The organism is Paeniglutamicibacter antarcticus, assembly GCF_039544305.1.
Taxonomy (GTDB): Bacteria; Actinomycetota; Actinomycetes; order Actinomycetales; family Micrococcaceae; genus Paeniglutamicibacter; species Paeniglutamicibacter antarcticus_C.
Window position 1 is genome coordinate 15,817 of record NZ_BAABLK010000025.1, and the last position, 20,481, is coordinate 36,297.

Here is a 20,481-nt window from a genome sequence, read left to right on the forward strand (position 1 = left end):
GTTCCGCCAGAGAACGACCCCGTTGTGTATTTCCTGCAGCGTCTGCTGTTCGGTCTCGCGCTGTGGACGGCACGGCGCGTTCCCATACCCTGCGCGCTGGCCATCGCCATGGCCTTCCATATAGTCCAGCTCTGCATGACCCTGATCCTGATTGGCGGGCGAGGGCGGCTCGACTCCGGCGTGCGCGCTGACTTCGTCGAACCGGTTGCCATCGTGCTGGTCCCCGTGCACCTCTTGCTCGGTGGGGCATCCTTCCTCATCATCCGCAAAACACTGGAAAATCGCCGCGTGCGGTCTACCGGGATAGCAACAGTCTTGAGGTGAAGCGCTTCACGGTTACAGCTTCTGGCTTTCGCGCTGTTGAAAGTGTTGTCCGTTAGCCAGATCCCACGTGCATCGTTCCCCTGGCAACGGTCCGACCATGCGCCCCAGGGACTACCCCTACTTCATCCCTAGGCATGATTACAGGCCCTGTCCGGCCGTGATGTCATGGAAGAAGCAACCCACCACGAAATCTGGCATGAAAGGAACTCCGATGCCCGCGGTTGTCACCACCACCGGACTGACGAAGAAATACAAGAACCAGACAGTTGTCGACTCCCTCGACCTGCATATCCCCGAAGCCTGCGTCTACGGGTTCCTGGGACCCAACGGGTCCGGAAAATCCACCACGATGAAGCTGCTGCTGTCCCTGGTCGAACCCACCAGCGGGGAAGTCGAGATCTTCGGCCGTCGGATGGACCGGTCTTCCAGGCGCCACATGTTGGAAGGGATCGGGGCGTTGATTGAGTCTCCTGCGGCCTACGGGCATCTGACAGGACGGGAGAACATGCGCATCGTCCAGCACATGCTGGACCTGCGACCGGCCCAAATCGATCGTGCCGTGGCCTCGGTGCGCATGGAAGGGCAGATGGGGAAGAAGGTCCAGAATTATTCGCTGGGCATGAAACAGCGCCTGGGAATTGCCATGGCCCTGGCACGGGATCCGAAACTGTTGGTGCTCGATGAGCCCACCAACGGCCTGGACCCGGCCGGGATCGAGGAGATCCGGGACCTAATGATCCGCCTGGCCGCCGAAGAAGGGATCACCGTCATGGTCTCCAGCCATCTGCTGGCCGAGATTGAACGCATGGCCACGGTGCTGGGCATCCTGCAGCAGGGCCGGCTCATCTTCCAAGGCAGTAAAGAGGATCTGGTCGATCGCAGCCTGCCGGATCTGCTCGTGGATACCGCCGACCCCGACATCGTTGCCCACACCTTCACCCGATCCCTCCCCTCGGTCGGCACCAACAGGGTACGGATTCCCGAGGTGCCCGTTGCGCAGACTCCGGAAGTGGTGCGCGAGCTCGTCACCGCCGGAGCCCGCATCGAAGGGGTACGGCGGGAGGAACAATCCCTGGAGACCGTGTTCATCAAACTCACCGGCAGAGAGGGTCTGCTGTGAGCACCATGACGCCGGCCGCCGCCGTGCGGATCGAATACGCCAAACTACGTCGTCGGCGTCTTCCACTGATAGGTTTCGTCGTCATCGGCGCGGGATTGTTGTTTTCCTCCGCGAGCCTGTTCACGGCCACCGCACAGGCCTCCTTCACCGACCCCGAAGCCGCCCCGTGGCTTCAGCTGATGCTCAACCTCGCCCTGACCACGGCATTGACCTCCCCGTTGCTGGTGGCCATCCTGGGATCCCGCGTCGTAGAAATCGAGCACCAGGGAAACGGGTGGGTCCTGGCCCGCATGGCCGGCCGGCGCCGCGGCGAATTGTGCCGAATCAAGTTCCTGGCCCTGACCCCACTACTCGTGGGCCTGGTTGGGCTCCAGTTCATCCTGCAGATCTTCATCGCCCGCGCCGCCGGACTCACCCAACCGCTGGACGTCGGCTTGTGGGCCGGCTACGCCGGCTGCGTGCTGCTCGTGGGCTTGGCTCTGCTCGGCTTGCACATCTGTCTCTCTGCCTGGCTGGAGAACCAACTGATCAGCTTGGGCCTGGGTGTCATCGGATCGTTCATCGGGTTGTTTTCCTTGTTCATGCCCCCGTCGTTGGCCCACCTGCTGCCCTGGGGCTACTACGCCGTGAGCACCCCGGCGGCGATGACCGGTCCCGGACAAACCCTGACCGCCACTGCCCCGGATCTGGTCGGATTGGCAATATTTCTGGCCGTCTTCGCCCTGGGATTCTGGGCGGCAACCGAAGCACTGAACCGGAAGGACTCCTGATGCTGGCCGTGATCCAAGCCGAACTACTCAAATTGCACCACTCCCGCATCCTGTTGGTCGCCATCGCCGTGCCCCTGGTGGCCGTGCTCACCGGCACTTTCAATTATCAACTCAACGCCGGATCCGGCATCGGCTCCGGCTGGGAAAGCCTATGGTCCCAGGTCGTTGTCTTCTACAGCCTGTTCTTCATGTCCATGGGCATCGCGGTGCTCGCGGCTGCGGTATGGCGCATGGAGCACCAGGGCAGCAACTGGAACGCTCTGATGACCACCACCGTCCCGCCGTTTCGGATTGTCACTGCGAAGACCACCGTACTGATCCTGCTCATCATCGTCATGCAGTTCGTGCTCGTTGCCGGGACCTGGATCGCCGGGGTCACCATTGCCGGGCTACAAGGGGCGATGCCCGCCTTGGTGGTGCCGGTAGCGGCCCTGGCCGTGGTCGCCGGTGGGGCCGTGGCGGCCTGGCAGTCATTGCTTTCCATGTTGATCCGGTCCTTCGCCACACCGCTGGCACTGGGCTTGGTTGGAATCATCGTGGGAGTCGTCGTGCCGATGGCCGGCTATACGAAGCTCGCCTACGTCCTGCCCTATTCCCTGGTTGGACGCACCCTGGCTACCGGTAGTGTCGCGGTCTCCGACGCAGCCGGACTGAACCTTGGCCAAGTCGGCGTCATCCTGGGAACAGGTATCGCCCTGATCGTCGCCGGACTACTTGTTTCCACCTGGCTTCTCCGACACCGGGACGTGCGCATCTGACCCACCAACACGGCCATCGATCTCTCCCACCCACCGGCGATCTTGTTTCTGGTACGTCCAACGCCGGCTCCCCCAAAGCCGCCCACACCACGAACGCCGACCCATATGAGGAACCTTCAGTGGGACGCTGAGCATTCTCGAGTCACGCGGAGGGTTGTTTCATCGCGGGTGGCTAAGTAGTGCAAGTACTTCCGAGCTATCAAGAAAGTAATACAGGATGAGACGAGAATAAACCCTGCCCCAATTGCGATGGTTGTTGTGTACCCCTCGTCGGTTGAGAGCACCAAGATAGCGGCAGGAATAACGGACGCTATTGTTGTTCCCCAACAGGCAGCCATGGCTTGTTGATTCACTGAAGGCAAAGGAACGTGCCCGGAATGAATGTATAGCCCTAGGACCGCCCCCGTCGCCGGGGCGCTGGCAACCACGCCTCCAACGGCCATACCGTATATCACCGGGATCAGACCGTAGCCCCATGGACCCCAACCCGCCCATAATTCTGGATCATTGGCGGCTTCGATGATCGAATGCACGCTCATGGCGCCTCCGGCGATTGCTCCGAGCACAACGCCAGCGAGTATTCCGAACAAGAACAGCGGAATGAATAGTGTTCCCAGCTTTTGTCCCGATGTATGTCGCATAGGTTCATCGTAGGCGAAACCTTCACTGGGACTATTTCAGGAGTAGTGGATAATCAAGCTATTCATTTAGGGGAGGCCCGGAGCTGATGAAAGTAATGGCGATGACGCCTGTGCAAGCTTTGTTATGGCTGATTCCTGGGGGATTAGCTGGGCTAGCATTACTCGGGATCTCCGTTTCCACGTTCTCCACGTTGCATCCAGCGATGAATCTGGCCATTGCTGCTTTGGGCTTGTTGCCGTCAGCTGTCGTGGTTGGTTGGGGAACCATGAAGTTCCGCAGCTACTACGAGGTCAAGCGCACTCGAACCAACTATCTGACGATGGCCTACGCCACGCTGATCCAGTTTGTGGCACTGGCATTCTCGGCGTTTCTATTTATTCAGCTTCTGGTCGCGGTCGATCTTATCGGAGTCCAGAAATAGACCCGCGATTCCCAATTCGCGCATTCATGAATTCGGATAGTCCGTATGCGCAACCTTCCTGGCTCCCTACCCTCGGAGCTTGATTTTTTGATCCTGACGGTTCAGAAACCAGAGTATTCCGGCGAAAGTGGATAGTGCCGCTATGAAGCTGGCAGCAAGAAGGACTGTACTCATCCCTAGAGTTTTCATAATGGTTTCTGGGTCGATGAAACCCAGCGATAGGTATGTCAGAGCTGGTACCAATGCACCAACGAGCGCACCAAAGCCCGCAATAAACGTCTGTCTAACACCTGACGCGGAGGCGCGTCTTCGATTATCGATTGACATGGCAACCGTGGCGCCAATCACTGGAGGAACTGCGCAGATACCACCAATAAAGGCTGCTATTCCAACGAAAAGCCAAACTGATGAAGCGGTCGCCTCAGAACGAATGAGTATGAGGCAAGCCAGTACGCCTAGCAACGCACCTACCGCTATTCCAGCGCGAAGCATACGGAAAAATAGGTAATCCAAAGGCACTGTTCTCAGAGCTTTCATATGGTGAGCATAGGTCAGTCTGGAGACGGACACTAACCGCGACTAGGCCCGAAAGATAACCAGATTATACTCATTGCGCGATTATCCAAGAATGTCCCGAAAGAGGCTCGACAGCCGGGGTTGTTAGGCTCGAGATCATGGTTTGGAACTTTGTGGAGCTCATGTTCCGGAGAGGAACGCTGACTAGGACGTATTTTGAGTTCATGGCGACGAACCCGGCATCATGGACGAATGAGAATTGAATTGACCCGTTTCCGTGTCCGTGAGGGAGCACGAAGCAACGTGGATGAATGGATGCAATTTCTGAACGCGAACGTGGACGCAGTTCGCGAAACTCTCGAGCCAGAACAGATGTATGTCGAGACGATCTTTTCAGAGACGATCGATGGAATCGATTTCTTGTATTGGTACAGCGTCCAGGGTGAAGACGGTTCCGGTGTCGAGCAATCAAAGCATTGGTTGGATGAAAAGCACGTGCAGTTCTGGCGCGCTTGCATCGACGACTCCTTTCCTGCGGAAGATCTCACGCCTCGAGTCACCATGATTCCGGAACGCGTTGAAGCATCCATGAAGCCCCTGACGACGAGTGCCGAGACGAGATAACGAGTCCTTAAGCCGTTATTCAAAGGGGAACGTCGACTGGGACGCTCCGCTAAAAGTGCGTCAAAGCTTTCGGCTCCAAGCGGCTTCACGTTTGACCTGCCCAGTTTCAGTGAACAGTTGAACTTGGTGCGTTGAGGCAAGGGCAGCCGCAAGATCCTTCGTGTCTGCTGACGTGAATCCTGTTTTCTGCCAGAACGGGCCAGACATGCGGCTAAACTCCACGGCGATAGTCGAGAAGATTGTGAATGAGCGAGTCAAATTCGATCATCCGTACACAAAGGATCCGAACGCGGGAGGTATTCGCGTTGAATTGAACGGACAAACCATTGGCGTCATGTTGATTGAAGGAATCGAAGTGCCTGGCGACGGCATAGCAGCGCGAGTCACCGCCGTAGCTGTCGCGCCTGATTGGGAACGCCGAGGTGTTGGAAGTGTGCTCCTCGGGATGATTCCGCAAGTTGTGCCAGCGCGACTCGTCTACGGTGGCTGTGAAATGGCAGCGGCAGCGTTCTGCCAGCGAGCAGGATTCGACGCCCTAGCGGAGGGGGAGATTTTGTACATGCCGCTGGGTAACGGGGCCGCTTTCAAATCATCGAACGAATACTACCCACTCTGGTTCGTTCGGCATTCGTAGCGAACCCGGGCAACTCACCCGGCCGGCCAGCAGAGGCCGCGTGCAACAGCCCCCGGTTGGCTGCTGATCGTTCCCTGTCCTGAGTCACCCAGGGCTCCCGTTAGGCGGAATCCATATTGTCGTAAACCCAAGCCTGAAACAGCGGGGAGCTCCCATCTGCTCGATGGGCTCTCCCCGCCGTTCTTACGCGCCTTTTGGCCGAATTCGGGTGCGACTTCAGCAGACAGTCTGGGTGGACAGGCGACCTTCCACCTGGCCGGTGCGGATGTCCTTGATGGTGGCGGAGACGTAGACACACGCGTTGCCCGGCGCTTCAACCATGGCCGACCAGAGGGTACCGGGATTGTTAAAGGTTGCCCCAGATCCCTGTCGGTAGCTTCCGTAGGCTCCGTAGTTCGTGAGAATCTGTCCGGAGACCTGGTTGCCTGGGGTGTTGCTCGTCACGCGGATCCAGTTGGTGCCGCACTTGGGTGAGTACCGCAGCTCGACGCTTCCCTGGTACTGACCGTACTTCGAGTTGTAGAGTCCCCATGAGGTAAGCGTGTAGGCCCCGTTGCTGCAGCCTGTGCTCAGCGGGTCCCCTCCTCGATAAATCGGGTTCGCTTGGGCCGGCATTGAAGCACCGAGGGTCACCCCAACAGCAATGAGGGTGGTCGCGAGGATTGCGCCGATCCGGCGGCGGAAACTGGTCATGTTCTTCTCACTTCTCTGTGTTCTGGTTAGGGTGAAACGCTGAAGGGCATAAGGTTTGGGCACAACCCAGACCGTTGCCCGTTGCGGCGCGAGCCGCGACTTCCCGCACTGAGAACTCCACGTGGCGGAAAGAGCCAGACGCGGAAACTGCTTGATGGCACGAAGGAGCACGTTCAAACCCGCAACTTCCAAGCTTGCCGAACATCCACCAGTGGCATGTAAATATTCTAATACATTTACAAATCGGACCATGTCTAGAGCGGGTTAACGCCCAGGAATTGAAACTTGAACTCGGCGGCACGCTGCTTCGTCATGATGAACGAGGAGAATTTCAGCCTGGACGAGCCTGCAGGCGTAGACACATCCGTGATCGCCGAGTGGAGCAGGCATCGAAGCAACCCCAATGGGCCTATCTCGCAGCATGAGGAGAAGCGATACCGTTCGGAGGTCTGCACCGAGGGAGACGAGGTGCAGGACCGACCGGCCTAGCCGGTCCAGGCGGGTGATGACGGGCTGGTCGCCGGCCCGGTTGGCCGAGGCGAGGGTCTTGTCGAGCTCGGGCCTGCTGGCTTTTGGCGCCGCTGGCGTGGTCGAGGTATATGTTGGCCGGATCAACGCCGGCGCGGGCGAGGGCTTCCGTTTGGTGGTCGGGGTTTTGGTCCGCGGTGGAAACCCGCGCGCATCCGATCAACATGTGTCGGGAACACCGTTAAGGCAGGGGTTGCCGACGTTGATTTCCGGCGCGGGTTTTCGCCATGGATTTCGCGGCGTGTTTGTGGATTTCAACGCTGAACTAACGGTCACACCGGAACTCGCGATGTTCACTGTTCCACGGGGGAACCCACTGCGGAGCGGTCCTTGTTGACCCCAACGCGATCTAACTGACATCCTCAATGACATGCGTCCCAACCTGATCGTCATCGCGAGTATCGTTTTCGTCCTTGCCGTAAACATCGCATTGGACAAATACACAGATATTCCCATGCTGATTCGCTGGACTCTATCGGTTGGCCTTGGGCTGGTCGTCACCCACGCACTGACTAAGTTGTCCGAACGCCGACAAAAGCAGAAGACCAACAATGCATTGGACCGCCCGTAGATCGCCCACAGATCAAACTTCAAGTCCAGGTCTTCTCGTCAGCAACGCCAGAAACCGTGCAATAGTGCATCCCGGACTTTTGGCCTCACCAATTGGGGAACGCTCTGCGGGAAGACAATTGCGCACAGATCGGTAAAGACAAGTAGAAGCCATATCCACGTTGTTGTTCGAGCCAAAGTAGCTAATACTTTGGCTCGAATGTAGAGCCACTATGATTCTTGGACGTGATGTCCTGGATGGCATGGAATTTGAATACCCCGAAAAGAAAATGGAACATGGTGGACTCTTCGAACGTAACCGACAATGCGGGCTGGTGGATAGCATTGGCGCTTGTGACAGCTGGGCTGGCCGAGACCAAGGGGCGTCGCCGCTGGACGTGGTTTCTCCTTGGCCTATTTCTCGGACCGATTGCTACCGCACTTGTCGTCATCTGGGATCGCCCGTCCATAGACCAAAACCGCTAGGTCGGCCGGGTTACTCGACCGATGTAGTTCCAGAACGGTCTCATTACATAGTTCCGCAGTCCGGCCCGTTCGTGTTCGGAAAGGAACCTCTACAGGGTGCTGTCAAGGGATTCGAGCAAGTCGTGTGGATGCTAGGCCGGATCGTCGATCTCGAGGTGCGCTTGGAGAATCACGCCGTCAAGCACGACCAGCGTGAAGCGCTTGTAGAAAACTGGGATGTCAGAACGAGCACCACTGGCAGATCTAAAAAGAAAATCATTTATAACAATTAAAGCACCGTGGCGTAGTTCATGCCGAGCCAGGCAATCCTCTCTGTAGGATCCGGTCATGTTAACAAACTTATTCTCGAAGCTTGCCGTGATTTCCTTGGCCGCAACATCCATTTTTGGGAATCTTCCAGTCGCTGACAATGGAATGCTAATTCTGGAGACCGGATCACTACCTGACGCGTTTTCCGTCGTAGGCGATTTAGGTTACAGCGTTGGCGATGAAGTGAACGGAGACCAACTTGCCACCATCGGCGTCTCGGAAACTAGCATTACGCAATTCAATTCGACGCCAAGCGCTGTAGCGGCAGTCAACCAAGTAGCAGTTGCAGATGCACCCTATGCTGGGGATCCAACCGCGCTCCTGGTTGCCGAAGCGGCAGCGCACGCGCCGGTTCAATACACGTGGAAGGACAACGCGGGCAAGACGGTAAACCTTCGCAGCAATGTCAACACGAAGATCGTCAACAAGCACAACCTCACGTGGAAAGTTGCTCGAACCACAACCAAATATCCTGCAAGAAAATCTTTTCAATCTGGAACTTCGTGGCGCTTCGAAACTCCGGTATACCGGGTCACTTGCTCAGGAGTATGGATCTTTCGCAAGTGTAAAGTTGCCCAAACGGTCACAGTCCGAGCCGCAGTGGACTACCGGACCAACACGAGTGATGGACGTCCCTATGGTGTTGTTACCACCTACTGTCTGGGCTACACCCTATGTCCTTCCTTCGTGAAGAACGCCCTGAATGTCTAAGGAGTAGTTTTTGAAGTCGAATGTCGGTTCCTTGCTGATCGAGTTGTCAGCATTGGAGCGTACCCAACCTGATTTTCTGTGCTCAGGAGTAGCCGTTCGTGGTGAGGATGTATTCGTTTCATTTCCCGAGCGAGTTCTGAAAATTGATTCCACGGCCGACCGAGAATCCATAGCGAAAAGCTTGCGTGAGAGTGGCTATGAGGTCCGAAGTTCGTTCGAGGGCGCTCTCCCTCCCATGAATTTTGTGCCCGGGCCACATGAAAGCTGGATTGAATTTCTAAATGACCTGGGAACGTACGAGCAGGACATGGACGATATATGTCCTGGTCTCGGTTACGAAGAGGTGAAGCGTTTAGAGAAAACTGTAGAAATATCCCTCAAGTGCGGTTCGGTAAGAATCTCAAGGGAGTTCACCCTAGATAGCATGCCAGTTGGTGTACCAGTCGACTTGGCTTTTGATTTCAAAAAAATACTTGATTAGGGTGCCTGGGTAATTCGTCGGGTTTCGGTCCCTGGTGAATCCCGAATGAAATTCGTGGACAACATGTGTGGGCTATTTGCGATCGCATGGAGGAATAGCTCGCTCAGTCCCGAATCTTGACTACGCGAGTCCTCGTAGCACCGTCTAGCCATTTCTAACGGCATAGAGCTAGAACCAACGCCAGAGGGCCGGGAGCGTGTGCTCTCCCAGCCCTCTGGCGTTGGTTATGTCGCGTTTAAGTGGTAGTTAGTTCGAAGGCCCGTACACGTCGGGTTCAATGATGACGGGGTGGTCAATTTGGGCATGATATCTATAAACATCGTGCGCAGTATCAGGCCCATGGATGATGACCTGGCCTCCGTCGAGGCGGTGAACGACGCCGGGGTTGTGCATCACGAACCCCGGTAGTGTCACTACCTACCCGCGGGCGCACTAACCCCGCGCCGCGGGCTGGAACACCCCGGTCCGCGGGACCCTGGCCGCGCCTTCCGGCGGGTCGCAACGTCCCGCAAGGGGTTTGTCCGGTTATGCGTTCCGCAGCGTTCCGTTAGGGGGTCGGTCACCGGACAGCACAGCGCATGACCTGACCCGTTGCAGAGGTTGAGGGTCGATTGTTCCGTTTGCCCCGACCGGTGAACATTCCGGATGAGGGTCCAGATACGGCACAGTGACCCGAGAGCTGGAGCCGGTAAACTCGCGGCCGCCCCAGGGGGTCGATACCAGTAAGCCACCACATACTGCGATGCCTAGTTTTAAGGAAAAGGAATGCCACCTTCCTCCACGAACCATCCTTCGGGTGCTGTCTGGCAAGGGATAGGGGTAGGGTCCTTATGCCTCTCAAGGTCGCACTCATGAAAAGGTCCCTTCTGGCTCAGTAGTACCGCCATATGTGGATCAGCATGGTCTTTCCACCACACACTGGAGCCGAGCTTTCCATCCAAGCGCAAATGCTCCCATGCCCTCCATAGGGCATCGACCCGGCTCAATGCTTCGGGATGACGAAACCACTGCTGACACCAGGTGTTGTTGCGTGAATCAATGATGCGGATATACAGCGGTAAAAGCTGGTGATGCAAAAACTGCTCCGAAGTAGCAAACATCAGCGCTGGCCCCTCCTGGCCAGGATCGGATGCAGGGGCACCTTCCCCCTCACCGGCCTTGGAAGCAGGTTCTGCCACAACCGGTGAAGCCTTCTCAACGGACGCGGCCACTTCTGCCGCTGCCAGCTGTAACTCAATCTCTCGCTGGCTCCTGTCACGATCAGCCTGGGCCAGGGACTCGGTGGCAGCGGCACGCAACCAATCCGAAAGGTCCTCCCCGGCTTTCTCCCGTGCCCGGGTCACTGCTTGTTCAGCGTCAGCCAAGGCTTGTTGTGCGGCATCCAAACGTTCCTGGGCCGATGTTGGCTCTGTGGACGCCTCTGCATTTCCCTCAAAAATTTCGTTATCCATTGTTGGACTCCCTCGCTGCGGTAATCCAAGGATTCTCTGCTGCCGACGATGAAGCTGCTACCGCTGGCACGTCCTTGGGCGCATACATGGCGATGGATTCATTGACCCCATCCTTATGCGGGGTATTCCACCACGGACGAGTCTTCACCAACGTGGCACGGGCACCGGAGGCAAAGACCACAGCGCGGCCACGTTCCATCTCCGTCAAATCCGAGACGTCCAAGATTCGTTCCTTGCCCTCCTGGTGCGAGCTGCTGCCACCCCCGCGCCCATGGGACTGGGAAACACTGTTGTAGGAGTAATCTCCAATCAAGTCCGAGAGGGTGCGTAGGAAGGAATCTTCCTTCACGCCTCCCCCGTAGACCACGACGTTGGCGGCAGACCAGATTTTCCGCATTCCCGGCTCACCCCATAGTTCAACGCCTTGGGACCAGGACTGCAGAATCGCCATGACGATAATTCCGCGGGAACCATAGTGGCTGAACAAATCAGGCAGTGCTGCCCAGCGGACCACGTTGGCTAGTTCATCGAGGGCAAAAACGGCGGGAACCTCTAGCCGGCCCCCCATGCGTGCGCCTCGTTCTTCCAGCGCCTCGGCCACCGCTACCGTCAGCGCGGTAGTCAGAGGTGCGGCTGTTCCCACGCCCTCCATGGAGAGCACGTAGAGGGTTTGTGTGGATGCGGCGAAGGCTACGGGGTCGAACTGTGGGCGCCGGTCACCCAGGACCGACCCACCACGCGAAGGGGCAATCCACCGCAGGGTGTTCTTGGATTTGAGGCATTGGACCATCTTCTCGGCGGTGCCGAAAATACCGTCCTTCTGCTTGTCAGCCAGGTTCATGGTTGATTGCAGGCCAGCAGCTTGCAACTCGTAGTCATGGTCGTTGAGCAGGTCGATGGCCTTCTTGCACGACTGGCTGGTGATCCACAAATACGCCTGGGTGATCGGCAGCTTGCCCAGCGCAGCTGCTAGGAACAGGGAAGCAATGAGGTCTTCGGCCTTCGGGTCGAAGTACGCATCGGACTTAGCCCCCGTGGTGCGTGAAGCCACCGCAAAATGGTGGGTGAGTTTCGCGGCTTTCTCTTCATCCGTGACGTAGGAGAGTGGGTTCCACCACCAGGTGGGTTCTTCCTGGGCGATCTTCTGTGGGTCGAAGATCCACACCGGGCCCTTGGCCGAGCGCACACCACGGGTCGCATCCACCACGTCACGCTTATTCGAGGTAGACACCACGACCCCGGGTGCATCGAGGATCGCCGGGATCACTCGGGAGGCTGACTTACCCACGCGAGGCCCCCAGATATCCAGGGACAGGTCTTCCCAGGACTGGTAGAACGGCTGGCTGGTGGCCACCACGTTGCCCACAAACACACCCGGGGAGCCGTGGACTCCGAGACGCTGTGCTGTCTTGGTGGCTCCTTTGTGGGTGTAGGCGGCAATGTCCTTGTCCTTGCCCATATGCTGAGCAGCTTTATCCACTCGTGGTTTCTTGCCACCGAGTCCGCGCCGTCCGAGCAGCAGGCCAATGACGATGCCGAGGGCAATCAACACGACGACTAGGACGATGGCCATCACGGTGGCTTGTACCGGCCAGCTCACGGTGCCCCGCAGCAAGCCTTCCAACAAGGCAGATAGTCCGGTTGGTGGTGCTGGGTTCCCGGCGAGGCGTGAACCGAGCTGGATGGATGCCCAACCACCACCGAGGACGAGGACGACGATGCCCACCAGGACGAACGGCAGAACAGTCTGTCCCATCATCCCGGAGGTTCCCTTGCGATTTGGTGCACTCATTTAGCCCACCCGGCCTTTCATCAACTGGTTGGTACTCACGCTGCGTTCGTCGGTGATGTGCTTCTGGCGTTCTGTTTCCGTCAGTGTCATCTGCACGGCAATGCCGATCCTCCCCGGAATCTTCAACATGAACTTTCCCGCCCCCGGAGGTGGCACCGGACGGCCATCGGCGGAGCGTTCCTGCTTCCACGACGGTGGAGCATTGAAACCAGCCACGGTATCTATTTCCCGTTCATTCAACGGCTGGACCTCGCTCAGATCGTGGAGGTCTTCACGGCTCAGTGCCATGATTCCCAGCACTCCGGAGCGTTCGGTGAAGCCCTTGGCCGTGGCCCGATCCTTCGCATTGGGAAGGGAAAGGAAGTCCTTGGGCGAGTGAGTGATTTTCAGTTCCGAGACGCCCTTGCCTCGGTTGGTACGACCAATGCGGTCCACGCGGTCGATGATCCCCTCGCACGCGCGCATCGGATACCAGAACTCATCCTGCATCGCGAAGTACCCACCCCAATGGATCGAGGGATCGTGGAGGGAGAGTTCATAGTGGGCATCGATGGAAGAAAAGCCGATGCTCCAGGTCGCCAACATTGCCGCCGAGAGCAGCTTGGTGTTGGACTCGGGGATTGAGGAGGTATCGAAGCAGAACCCGCCAGGGTTGCCCACTTCCAGGCGCACGCTTTCACGCCCACCCACCAACGAACCCATCTGACCCGACATCACCGCACGCAACGAGAGGTGTAGTTGGCGGTATTCGTCGGTGAACTGGTTCGCGTCTTTGCAGACGGTGGCCGAGAGGACTTCGGGGGGTGGGTCCATGAATGCGGTGAGCAAGTCCCCCATCCACGGGTGATCATTGCGTGCGATGACCGAGCGGATCAGTTCTGCCAGTGCAGCATCTTCGCTGTCGGATAGTGGAATGCCACGGCTGATTTGTACGACGAGTGAGACGGCATCGACGGCCTTGCCGATGGCTTGGCGGTGCATCTCATCGCCGAGTATGCCGCCGATCTTCTTGGCAGCATCCCCGAGGGCACCAAGGTCAAGGAGGTTGATCTTATCCGTGCTGTCCGGTCCCACACGGATCACGTTGCCGCCCATGGCAGCGACCGCTTCACCGTGTTCGTTCTTGATGGGGTCAAAGACTGCCGGGGCGATACCGCGTGCGGCCATCGAATACATGAACCTCCCGCCCAGGGAGGACTTGCCGTTGCCGTTCAGGCCGAACATCATCATGGAGGCTGAGGAAATCAGGCCCGAGCTGTACCACGTCTGCGGATCGCCACACACGGCGGTTCCCACATGCATATCCCGACCAAGGGGTGCGCCGATGTTCGGCCTCGAGGTACCTGCCGCGAACGGGTAGACGCCGGGAAGTTGTGCCGAAGTTGAATAATACTGCGGAGGCTGGGGAATTTTGCCCCACCGTCCACCACCAAACCCGGCCAAACCACGGGGTGTGCGTATGTGCTTCACAGGCTTCACGAGAGGACTCCTTCAAGCCACAACGGGGTGGTGCTGTACGTCCACGGCAAAACCCCGAACGGGAGCGTGGTGTGGAAAGCAGCCGATCCGGCGTGCTCCACAAACCGGTAGGGCATCAACAGCTGACCCATCAGGGACTTGATCTGGTTCAGCGCGTCCCGGTAGGCATCCTGGTTCGCCTCAAACGTCACCGTGACCATCAGGGAGAACATCGACAAGCGTGCACCTTGGGCCAATTCCAATTCGGTCTTCTCGGCCACGGCTTTGTTCTTGGAATCAAACGAGGTGGACCTGCCCTTACGGGTGTTGATCTTCCAGTCGGCGTTGCGCACCAACCGGTTCACCGTCTTGGCTGCTGTGCCGGGGTCCACCGGGCGATACATGATCGCGACCCGCTTGCGCAGGAACTTCGCGTTAGGTCCGAATAGCTGGTCAAAGGACCGTGCGGTGATTTGTGATTCCGGGGGAACCGTCATCATCAACGTCATCGAAGCCACCCCGTCGTGGAAGACAACTCGGCCTCGGGAGTCATCGAAGAACTCCGGTCCGGCTTGGTCCCAAGAACGATTGGCACGCAACCCGGTCAGCGCATCAAGGGCCAGTTCCTGATCCCGTGCAGGCTGGTAGGCCAGGTGCGCGATCTCGGCCAGTTCGGCCTCGACCAAGGGACGTGGTGCCCCGGCCCCGGCACGGGTGAGCATCTGGGATTGCTGAGGAAGCCGGGAGGCAACTTCGGCCACCGCCGGGGAAATGTCCTTATCGGTGGCCCCAAGCTCCTTGGCATCCCAGACGAGCGTGGAATACACGTTCAACACCGAGGAACGAGCAGGCAGCGTGCCTACAGCTTCGTCCAAGACCTGCTTGGCGAACGCCGGGGCGTTAGGTGCCACATCCTCGCGCACTGCTTGGCAGGTACCAGCCGAGGATTCGGACGCCGAATCCACCACAATGGTTGCCCCGGAAAGACCAGCATCGACACTGAGTGAGGAAATCCAGGAACCAAAGTGAGCCACCTGGTTGTTCACCACGGACTGTTCCTGCATCGCGGCACCATCGGGGGTGCAACCAAAGACGGCAGCGAGCTTCCCGACCGTCTTGTGGTGCAGCAACGAATAGTCCCGATTCAAACCATCCACCCCGGAAAGGGTGTCAACATTGAGAAGTGCACCGGGCAACCGCTGCGCAGCTTCCCGAGGCAACGTGGACAGTGGCCCGGTGACGTAGAAAGATTCCCCGCGCTGGTTCCGGCTAGCCAGCGACAACCGGTCAGTGACCTTGGTCAGGATCGTGGTACCCCCGAAACGGATCATCCCGAAGACCACCACCACGAACGTGATAAGCAGGACTGAGAGCGCCAGCAACCATGCCTCCTGAACCAAGGCCAGAAGGACCAGGACGACTCCGGTGCCTGATACGGCCAGCGCACCGAGACTCAACCCAAAGAGTCCTGGTGCGGTGGGCTTGAGCCAGTTACCGAACTTGTCTTGTGCGACGTTGTTACTCATTCGCCGATCACGTCCTTTCCATCAGCGTCCTTGGCCCCATCGGCCACGGCTTGTGTCATCGACTGAGCTGCGGCGTTCTTTGCCTGCGCGGCCTTGGGTGAAGTGTTCTTGGAACCGGCACCGGTTGCTGCCGGTTCCGGTGCCCCCGTGGGAGAGCTAGTCCCGGCAGCTGAACCGGCAGCCGAGGTATCAGTAGTTCCACTGTCCGAGCTTGTGGGTTCGCTGGTCCCCGTGGCCGAGGTGTCAGCGCTGGCAGGACTCCCTGTGTTGCCCGTGGCACCGGCTGCGGCACCGCCAGAAGAACCGGCCGGTGCAGTCGGTCCGCCAGCGGTATCCCCGCCGACAGCGCCGGACGCTGCACCAGCACCTTGGGCAGAACCTTGGGCAGACGCTGATTCTGTACCTTGGTCTGCACCTTCGGTTCCCATGGCTTCACCAGCAGTCCCACCAGAAGTACTATCTCCGCCTTCTGTATCCCCGCCGATCGTTGAGGATGCTCCATCGGAAGAACCTCCAGCAGCACCAGAACCGCCGCCTGAGCCTGAACCGCCAGTTCCTCCCCCACCACTACCTCCACCAGTAGGGTCAGAGCCTCCATCCATTCCGCCTGCAGCTCCTGCGCCGCCAGCGGTTCCCGAGGAACCAGCAGCAGTACCGGCAGCACCGGCAGAGGAACCAGCGGAGCTAGCCGCACCGGCACCACCGGCCATCTTTGCCGCACCACCGGCCGCACTGGCAGCGGCAGTGCCGCCACCGGACAGCACGGCAGCACCAGCCGCGACACCGGCACCGAGAAGCGCGGCACCACCGGCCATGGCCATGCCACCGCCACTGGCACCACCCAAGGCAGAAGTACCAGGAGCGATCAGCCGCATCATCGCTGGCAAGGCAACCACGGCCAAAGCAATGAGCACCAGGCCGTTGATGACACCGCCGATACCGTCATCACCTGACTTCGTTTTCCACGCATAGGCATAGATAATCGCCGCCACCGGCTTATACAGGGCAAAGGCGATGATCCAGTTGGTGATCTTCGAGAACGCTTGGTCAGCGCCACCGATCATCGACGCTGCGGCCGCGACCGGCCAAACCCCGATTAGCAAGGGCAGTATTGCGGAGCGCACGAGCATGATGCCCCACTGGATGATGGTGGCGATGACTCCGAAAATGCCTCCCAAGATAGCTATGGCCGGATTAGCAGCAGCAATCGTCAGGGGAATTTGTCGGGCGTCGGTAGTGATCCCGGCACTGTCCAAAATCCAGGTGGAGAAGGCATCGCCACCGACGATGATGACCTGTACCGCAGCGGCACCGAGTGTGGTGACGACGACGACCTTGGCCATGGTTTGGGCCAGCTTGATCGCTTTGTCTCCCCGGTAGTGGATCATGGTCCAGATTGCGGCGAACATGATGCCCAGCACGGTGAGGAAAATACTGATCACTTGCAGTTGGGCGGTGAGCCATTGAATGGACCCTGCTTCCAGATCGACCAGTAGGCCGACGTTCAGCCAGGAGGTCAGGAATTCCTTCATCATCGAGTCCCAGCCGCCGACCATTGCCTCGGCCATTTTGATCAAGGCATTTTCGGCAGCTTCACCGAGCTTGCACTGTACAAAACCTTTTCCTACCGAGCACTCACTCATGGCGTGCTCTTCCATTCCACGAATTCTCCGCGTTGCGGTTCAATGGGCTGGCCACGGAACATGGACCCGTCGTCCAAGACCTCTTGCTTCCAGTCCCCATCTATCCAGCGGAACGACAAGGGAAGACCGGTGTACCCGGTGGACGTGTCGGGGGTAGAGAAGATCACTGTCACTTGGGCGTTATCCGGGGTGAAGGAATCAACGATGAAACCCGAATACGAAATTGGCTCTGAATCCCCACCTCCTGATTGGGTTAGGGCAAAATCCCTACCCGGTGAATCAGGTACATACATCTCCAATGTCTGCTTGTAGTCGGAGGTGCTAAACGCAGTATTGAGCGTTACGGCCATCAGTGCCGCTCCCAAGGGTGAGCGTGCGAAGCAGACCCCGAATTCGCCTTCACGTTGTGTCGGTCCATAGGTGTCAGAAACCGGCCACGTCCACCCATCCTTTGCTTCCCAGCGCAGGTCCTCGGGCATCTTCGGAGTTGAGGAAGTATCCCCCACCGGCACATTGCAACCTTCTTCTGCCGGGGGTGTGGTGGCCGCTGCGGTGGAAGGTGCTGGGGAGCCGGCTACAGGGACAGGCTCTTTCTTGGGACCGGTGAAAATGACCAGTAGTGCCATGCCGAGGACGAGAACCAACACCACAGCAGAGGCCCACAACGTAGCTTTTTTCCATTGCGAGTTAGCCACCCGCTCGTTCTTCATATCCGACATGTCGGGAACCGTACCTTTCTAGAATCCGAGGAAGATGGGGGCAATCACGCCAGCGAGACCGAATAGCACGGCTCCGGCGATCCACCAGCCGACCTTGCCCATGAATTCCTGGCCCTGTCCGTGCCTATTGGCGAAGAACAAGCTGATTGCCAGGATCAGCAGGCCGATGACGGCTACGCCGCCGCCGATGCCCTGGACCCAGAGCTTCACGGTGTCGATTGCATCGGTGACTTCACCGGGCAGTGGCTTGGGGGCAGCCAAGATGTTGATGGCACGTCCGGTGAGGAGGTTGAGGTTGTTCATGGTGTTTCTCCTTGGGTGTGGATGCCCTGGTTGGTGAGCATCGTGGTGAGTTTGGTGAGTTCTTTGGGGGAAAGATCAGATGGTGTTGCGTTGGATGCTCGTTTGAGCAGCAGGTCCGGTACCCAGGGGGCATGAATGAGGTTGATGGCCCCACCGAGGATTCGTAGTTCGGAGGTGATGCGTCGGGGAAGTTTCCCCGGTGCCGCAGGAACAACCAGCGCAGCGGCAAAAGCATCTACCCCGTGAAGGGCCAAGAGGCTCTTGGCGGTGCTGATTCCCTCGACGCTGGCGCGCAGGACGAGCACCGCCGGTATATCCTCGGGTTCACGTGTCGATACCCAGTGCTCGATGTTGCCGCCGTCCACGGCACCGAGGATGTGGGACCACGTGGTGGTCCCGGCTCCACCGTGGGCTGCGACCAATACAGCGCGGTGCGGTTCTGGCTCCGCTTCCACGCGACGTTCTTCTTCCAACGGGGTTTCGGGGACCGGGTGCTTGGCCTCAGTGCCCTGCGGGGCTGGAACGGAGCGTGCCGCTTCCAGCCAAGGGTTGGTTTCTTGGCTGGTTTCCCGGTGCTCTTCGGTGTCAGAGTTGAGTCTTTGGTCCATGAGGTTCACAGCCCTTGCGCCACCGCAGCGGTCGCACGCAGCCATGCTCGACGCGAGGCCGAGGACAAGGCGGAGTGGACGATGCGTCCGGACTTCAATGCCGGATCAAACGGGACGGTGACGACCTCGCGCACGAAAGGCCGGAAGCCCTCAGCAATGCGTTCGGCAATAGCTTTTTCCCCTGGCTGCCACTGGGAGATGATGACCACCGCATCCTCGGCTAGCTTGGCTGCGTGCTCATCACGTTCGTGCAGTGCCTTGAGAGTCAGCAGGGCGGCTTCGGCGCGGTCCTCCATCGTTGTGGTGGGAACCACGAGCTGGTTGGTGTGGGCGATCATCCGCGCCCAATCCGATCCACGGTCCACGTTCCCCGAATCCATCACCAACAGCCGGTAGTACTTGGCCGCGACCGCGTGAATGGTATCGACGTCTTCCCCGGTCATCACGTGCGTACCGACCAGGCTGTCATCGGAGCGCAGCACATCGAAGCGGTCTTCGGTTTGGTGGTGAACATATCCGGCCATGTCGCCGGATACTGCTGAGGCGCAGAGTAAGCGTTCACTGTTTCCCAGTACGTCCAGCACGGTGGAGTCGTGGTTGCCTTTTTCGGTGCGCCACCCCAAGGTTCCGACCTCGGGGTTTCCGTCATATGCCAGCACTCCTCCCCCGCCGTGCAGGGCGAAGATCGCGGCCAGGTTCTTCACCGTGGGAGTCTTGTTCGCCCCGCCCTTGCGGTTGGCGACCATGATCGTGCGGGTTCCGGCCCAATGCTTGGAAACATGTTCAATATCGACTCGTTCGGCCAGTTCCTTCTCCGAGGGAGGGATGTTGATGCCCAACTGTGAGAGCCAGCCACGCATACCTTGGGTCGCCGGTTGTGTGGCCCCGTGGGGGGGAAAGGAAAGATTCTGCTTCCCGTAGCGTGCGCCGCGTGACAGCAGCGGCAGGCTGCACCTGCACAGCTTCTGCGACTGCCGGTTCCACTGTGGCTTCTTTGCGCGGCAGCGGTGCCTCTTCGGTAGGCGCAGAAACAGGTGCAGCTGCGGAAGTTTCGCTTAGCTTGGGGGCGGGTTCAACCGGTGCCGGTGTTTCTTTTTCCGGGGTACGGGGTGCTTCGGCTTCGTTGGTGTCTTCCGCTTCGACCTGACGGTCCGGGGAGACCCGCAGGCCGGTCAATCCGCTTTCATCCATCGTGCTCACACGCACTGGCCGGTCATGATCGATGGCGACCTCGAAGACCCTGGACATCAATAGGGAGCGCAAACCGTTTGAGTCCTCGGCGGTGAATTGTTCTTCGGTTCCGTCAACACTCAGGACACCGGTGTTATCGGCGTTGATGATCGCGCTGATGACCGGAGTGGACTGGATCAGGGACTGGTCTATAGCCATATGAAATACCTCTTTTTGTCGTCAGG

At 58.7% G+C, this 20,481-nt stretch carries 24 protein-coding genes; 10 read left to right on the top strand and 14 right to left on the bottom strand.

Going from position 1 to position 20,481, the window contains the following annotated elements:
- Positions 1 to 24 precede the first annotated feature (24 nt).
- From ABEA12_RS07545 to ABEA12_RS07565, 5 genes are all read left to right on the top strand, one after another.
- Positions 25 to 324 carry a hypothetical protein gene (locus ABEA12_RS07545; protein WP_345467362.1) on the top strand — a complete coding sequence of 100 codons (300 nt, stop codon included), beginning with the start codon at positions 25 to 27 and terminating at the stop codon, positions 322 to 324.
- Between the two features lie 196 nt (positions 325 to 520).
- Positions 521 to 1,444: an ABC transporter ATP-binding protein gene (locus tag ABEA12_RS07550; protein WP_345467365.1), complete on the top strand. Its 924-nt coding sequence runs from the start codon at positions 521 to 523 to the stop codon at positions 1,442 to 1,444.
- Between the two features lie 5 nt (positions 1,445 to 1,449).
- Positions 1,450 to 2,214, top strand: a complete 765-nt coding sequence (locus ABEA12_RS07555) for an ABC transporter permease (protein WP_345467472.1) — start codon at positions 1,450 to 1,452, stop codon at positions 2,212 to 2,214.
- Entirely contained in the window at positions 2,214 to 2,972 is a 759-nt protein-coding gene (locus ABEA12_RS07560) for an ABC transporter permease (protein ID WP_345467368.1), read from the top strand. The genes ABEA12_RS07555 and ABEA12_RS07560 overlap by 1 nt, the downstream gene beginning before the upstream one ends.
- A 727-nt stretch (positions 2,973 to 3,699) precedes the next feature.
- A complete protein-coding gene (locus ABEA12_RS07565; RefSeq protein ID WP_345467371.1) occupies positions 3,700 to 4,035 on the top strand; it encodes a hypothetical protein in 336 nt (111 codons plus the stop codon).
- Positions 4,036 to 4,101: 66 nt separating this feature from the next.
- Here the strand turns inward: ABEA12_RS07565 and ABEA12_RS07570 are convergent, their stop codons facing one another.
- Positions 4,102 to 4,572 carry a hypothetical protein gene (locus ABEA12_RS07570; RefSeq protein WP_345467373.1) on the bottom strand — a complete coding sequence of 157 codons (471 nt, stop codon included), beginning with the start codon at positions 4,570 to 4,572 and terminating at the stop codon, positions 4,102 to 4,104.
- Positions 4,573 to 4,803: 231 nt separating this feature from the next.
- Between ABEA12_RS07570 and ABEA12_RS07575 the strand changes: the two genes are divergently transcribed.
- Positions 4,804 to 5,175, top strand: a complete 372-nt coding sequence (locus ABEA12_RS07575; protein ID WP_345467376.1) for a DUF6176 family protein — start codon at positions 4,804 to 4,806, stop codon at positions 5,173 to 5,175.
- A 160-nt stretch (positions 5,176 to 5,335) separates the two neighbouring features.
- Positions 5,336 to 5,809 carry a GNAT family N-acetyltransferase gene (locus ABEA12_RS07580; RefSeq protein ID WP_345467379.1) on the top strand — a complete coding sequence of 158 codons (474 nt, stop codon included), beginning with the start codon at positions 5,336 to 5,338 and terminating at the stop codon, positions 5,807 to 5,809.
- 216 nt (positions 5,810 to 6,025) lie between these two features.
- Here ABEA12_RS07580 and ABEA12_RS07585 read toward each other — a convergent pair whose 3' ends face one another.
- The 3 genes from ABEA12_RS07585 to ABEA12_RS07590 form a co-directional block, all read right to left on the bottom strand.
- Complete coding sequence (locus ABEA12_RS07585) at positions 6,026 to 6,502, bottom strand: DUF2690 domain-containing protein (protein ID WP_345467382.1); 477 nt, start codon at positions 6,500 to 6,502, stop codon at positions 6,026 to 6,028.
- 264 nt (positions 6,503 to 6,766) lie between these two features.
- On the bottom strand, positions 6,767 to 7,009 hold the full coding sequence (locus ABEA12_RS18780) for a hypothetical protein (RefSeq protein WP_486348719.1): 243 nt from the start codon (positions 7,007 to 7,009) through the stop codon (positions 6,767 to 6,769).
- Entirely contained in the window at positions 6,912 to 7,196 is a 285-nt protein-coding gene (locus ABEA12_RS07590) for a recombinase family protein (RefSeq protein ID WP_486348718.1), read from the bottom strand. Before ABEA12_RS07590 ends, ABEA12_RS18780 begins: the two co-directional genes overlap by 98 nt.
- Before the next feature lie 646 nt (positions 7,197 to 7,842).
- On the opposite strand from ABEA12_RS07590, the gene ABEA12_RS07600 reads away from it, so the two are divergent.
- The 3 genes from ABEA12_RS07600 to ABEA12_RS07610 are packed head-to-tail and all read left to right on the top strand — an operon-like array spanning position 7,843 to position 9,566.
- Entirely contained in the window at positions 7,843 to 8,337 is a 495-nt protein-coding gene (locus tag ABEA12_RS07600; RefSeq protein ID WP_345467387.1) for a hypothetical protein, read from the top strand.
- 55 nt (positions 8,338 to 8,392) lie between these two features.
- Positions 8,393 to 9,085, top strand: a complete 693-nt coding sequence (locus ABEA12_RS07605) for a hypothetical protein (RefSeq protein ID WP_345467390.1) — start codon at positions 8,393 to 8,395, stop codon at positions 9,083 to 9,085.
- Between the two features lie 10 nt (positions 9,086 to 9,095).
- Positions 9,096 to 9,566 carry a hypothetical protein gene (locus ABEA12_RS07610; protein ID WP_345467392.1) on the top strand — a complete coding sequence of 157 codons (471 nt, stop codon included), beginning with the start codon at positions 9,096 to 9,098 and terminating at the stop codon, positions 9,564 to 9,566.
- Between the two features lie 752 nt (positions 9,567 to 10,318).
- On the opposite strand, the gene ABEA12_RS07615 is transcribed toward ABEA12_RS07610, so the two are convergent.
- The 10 genes from ABEA12_RS07615 to ABEA12_RS07660 form a co-directional block, all read right to left on the bottom strand.
- Complete coding sequence (locus ABEA12_RS07615; RefSeq protein WP_345467394.1) at positions 10,319 to 11,017, bottom strand: DUF4913 domain-containing protein; 699 nt, start codon at positions 11,015 to 11,017, stop codon at positions 10,319 to 10,321.
- Complete coding sequence (locus ABEA12_RS07620; protein ID WP_345467397.1) at positions 11,010 to 12,809, bottom strand: type IV secretory system conjugative DNA transfer family protein; 1,800 nt, start codon at positions 12,807 to 12,809, stop codon at positions 11,010 to 11,012. Before ABEA12_RS07620 ends, ABEA12_RS07615 begins: the two co-directional genes overlap by 8 nt.
- Positions 12,810 to 14,111: an ATP-binding protein gene (locus ABEA12_RS07625; RefSeq protein WP_345467475.1), complete on the bottom strand. Its 1,302-nt coding sequence runs from the start codon at positions 14,109 to 14,111 to the stop codon at positions 12,810 to 12,812.
- Positions 14,112 to 14,284: 173 nt separating this feature from the next.
- Entirely contained in the window at positions 14,285 to 15,793 is a 1,509-nt protein-coding gene (locus ABEA12_RS07630) for an SCO6880 family protein (RefSeq protein ID WP_345467400.1), read from the bottom strand.
- Complete coding sequence (locus tag ABEA12_RS07635; protein ID WP_345467403.1) at positions 15,790 to 17,436, bottom strand: TrbL/VirB6 family protein; 1,647 nt, start codon at positions 17,434 to 17,436, stop codon at positions 15,790 to 15,792. Before ABEA12_RS07635 ends, ABEA12_RS07630 begins: the two co-directional genes overlap by 4 nt.
- Positions 17,433 to 18,155, bottom strand: coding sequence for a DUF8175 domain-containg protein (locus tag ABEA12_RS07640; RefSeq protein ID WP_345467406.1), 723 nt, complete (start codon positions 18,153 to 18,155; stop codon positions 17,433 to 17,435). Before ABEA12_RS07640 ends, ABEA12_RS07635 begins: the two co-directional genes overlap by 4 nt.
- A gap of 18 nt (positions 18,156 to 18,173) precedes the next feature.
- Complete coding sequence (locus ABEA12_RS07645; protein WP_345467409.1) at positions 18,174 to 18,458, bottom strand: TrbC/VirB2 family protein; 285 nt, start codon at positions 18,456 to 18,458, stop codon at positions 18,174 to 18,176.
- Positions 18,455 to 19,066, bottom strand: a complete 612-nt coding sequence (locus tag ABEA12_RS07650; protein ID WP_345467412.1) for a hypothetical protein — start codon at positions 19,064 to 19,066, stop codon at positions 18,455 to 18,457. The genes ABEA12_RS07645 and ABEA12_RS07650 overlap by 4 nt, the downstream gene beginning before the upstream one ends.
- Before the next feature lie 5 nt (positions 19,067 to 19,071).
- Positions 19,072 to 19,905 carry an AAA family ATPase gene (locus ABEA12_RS07655; protein ID WP_345467414.1) on the bottom strand — a complete coding sequence of 278 codons (834 nt, stop codon included), beginning with the start codon at positions 19,903 to 19,905 and terminating at the stop codon, positions 19,072 to 19,074.
- Entirely contained in the window at positions 19,850 to 20,455 is a 606-nt protein-coding gene (locus ABEA12_RS07660) for a hypothetical protein (RefSeq protein WP_345467416.1), read from the bottom strand. The genes ABEA12_RS07655 and ABEA12_RS07660 overlap by 56 nt, the downstream gene beginning before the upstream one ends.
- Between the last annotated feature and the right edge of the window lie 26 nt (positions 20,456 to 20,481).

What these genes read in the sequence shown, in the direction of transcription:
- ABEA12_RS07550 (WP_345467365.1), top strand. Translation starts at nt 521, where the DNA reads ATGAAAGGAACTCCGATGCCCGCGGTTGTCACCACCACCGGACTGACG.
- ABEA12_RS07555 (WP_345467472.1), top strand. Translation starts at nt 1,450, where the DNA reads ATGACGCCGGCCGCCGCCGTGCGGATCGAATACGCCAAACTACGTCGT.
- ABEA12_RS07560 (WP_345467368.1), top strand. Translation starts at nt 2,214, where the DNA reads ATGCTGGCCGTGATCCAAGCCGAACTACTCAAATTGCACCACTCCCGC.
- ABEA12_RS07565 (WP_345467371.1), top strand. Translation starts at nt 3,700, where the DNA reads ATGAAAGTAATGGCGATGACGCCTGTGCAAGCTTTGTTATGGCTGATT.
- ABEA12_RS07570 (WP_345467373.1), bottom strand. Translation starts at nt 4,572, where the DNA reads ATGAAAGCTCTGAGAACAGTGCCTTTGGATTACCTATTTTTCCGTATG.
- ABEA12_RS07575 (WP_345467376.1), top strand. Translation starts at nt 4,804, where the DNA reads ATGAGAATTGAATTGACCCGTTTCCGTGTCCGTGAGGGAGCACGAAGC.
- ABEA12_RS07585 (WP_345467382.1), bottom strand. Translation starts at nt 6,502, where the DNA reads ATGACCAGTTTCCGCCGCCGGATCGGCGCAATCCTCGCGACCACCCTC.
- ABEA12_RS07590 (WP_486348718.1), bottom strand. Translation starts at nt 7,196, where the DNA reads ATGTTGATCGGATGCGCGCGGGTTTCCACCGCGGACCAAAACCCCGAC.
- ABEA12_RS07600 (WP_345467387.1), top strand. Translation starts at nt 7,843, where the DNA reads ATGGAATTTGAATACCCCGAAAAGAAAATGGAACATGGTGGACTCTTC.
- ABEA12_RS07605 (WP_345467390.1), top strand. Translation starts at nt 8,393, where the DNA reads ATGTTAACAAACTTATTCTCGAAGCTTGCCGTGATTTCCTTGGCCGCA.
- ABEA12_RS07615 (WP_345467394.1), bottom strand. Translation starts at nt 11,017, where the DNA reads ATGGATAACGAAATTTTTGAGGGAAATGCAGAGGCGTCCACAGAGCCA.
- ABEA12_RS07620 (WP_345467397.1), bottom strand. Translation starts at nt 12,809, where the DNA reads ATGAGTGCACCAAATCGCAAGGGAACCTCCGGGATGATGGGACAGACT.
- ABEA12_RS07625 (WP_345467475.1), bottom strand. Translation starts at nt 14,111, where the DNA reads ATGCATGTGGGAACCGCCGTGTGTGGCGATCCGCAGACGTGGTACAGC.
- ABEA12_RS07630 (WP_345467400.1), bottom strand. Translation starts at nt 15,793, where the DNA reads ATGAGTAACAACGTCGCACAAGACAAGTTCGGTAACTGGCTCAAGCCC.
- ABEA12_RS07635 (WP_345467403.1), bottom strand. Translation starts at nt 17,436, where the DNA reads ATGAGTGAGTGCTCGGTAGGAAAAGGTTTTGTACAGTGCAAGCTCGGT.
- ABEA12_RS07640 (WP_345467406.1), bottom strand. Translation starts at nt 18,155, where the DNA reads ATGTCGGATATGAAGAACGAGCGGGTGGCTAACTCGCAATGGAAAAAA.
- ABEA12_RS07645 (WP_345467409.1), bottom strand. Translation starts at nt 18,458, where the DNA reads ATGAACAACCTCAACCTCCTCACCGGACGTGCCATCAACATCTTGGCT.
- ABEA12_RS07650 (WP_345467412.1), bottom strand. Translation starts at nt 19,066, where the DNA reads ATGGACCAAAGACTCAACTCTGACACCGAAGAGCACCGGGAAACCAGC.
- ABEA12_RS07660 (WP_345467416.1), bottom strand. Translation starts at nt 20,455, where the DNA reads ATGGCTATAGACCAGTCCCTGATCCAGTCCACTCCGGTCATCAGCGCG.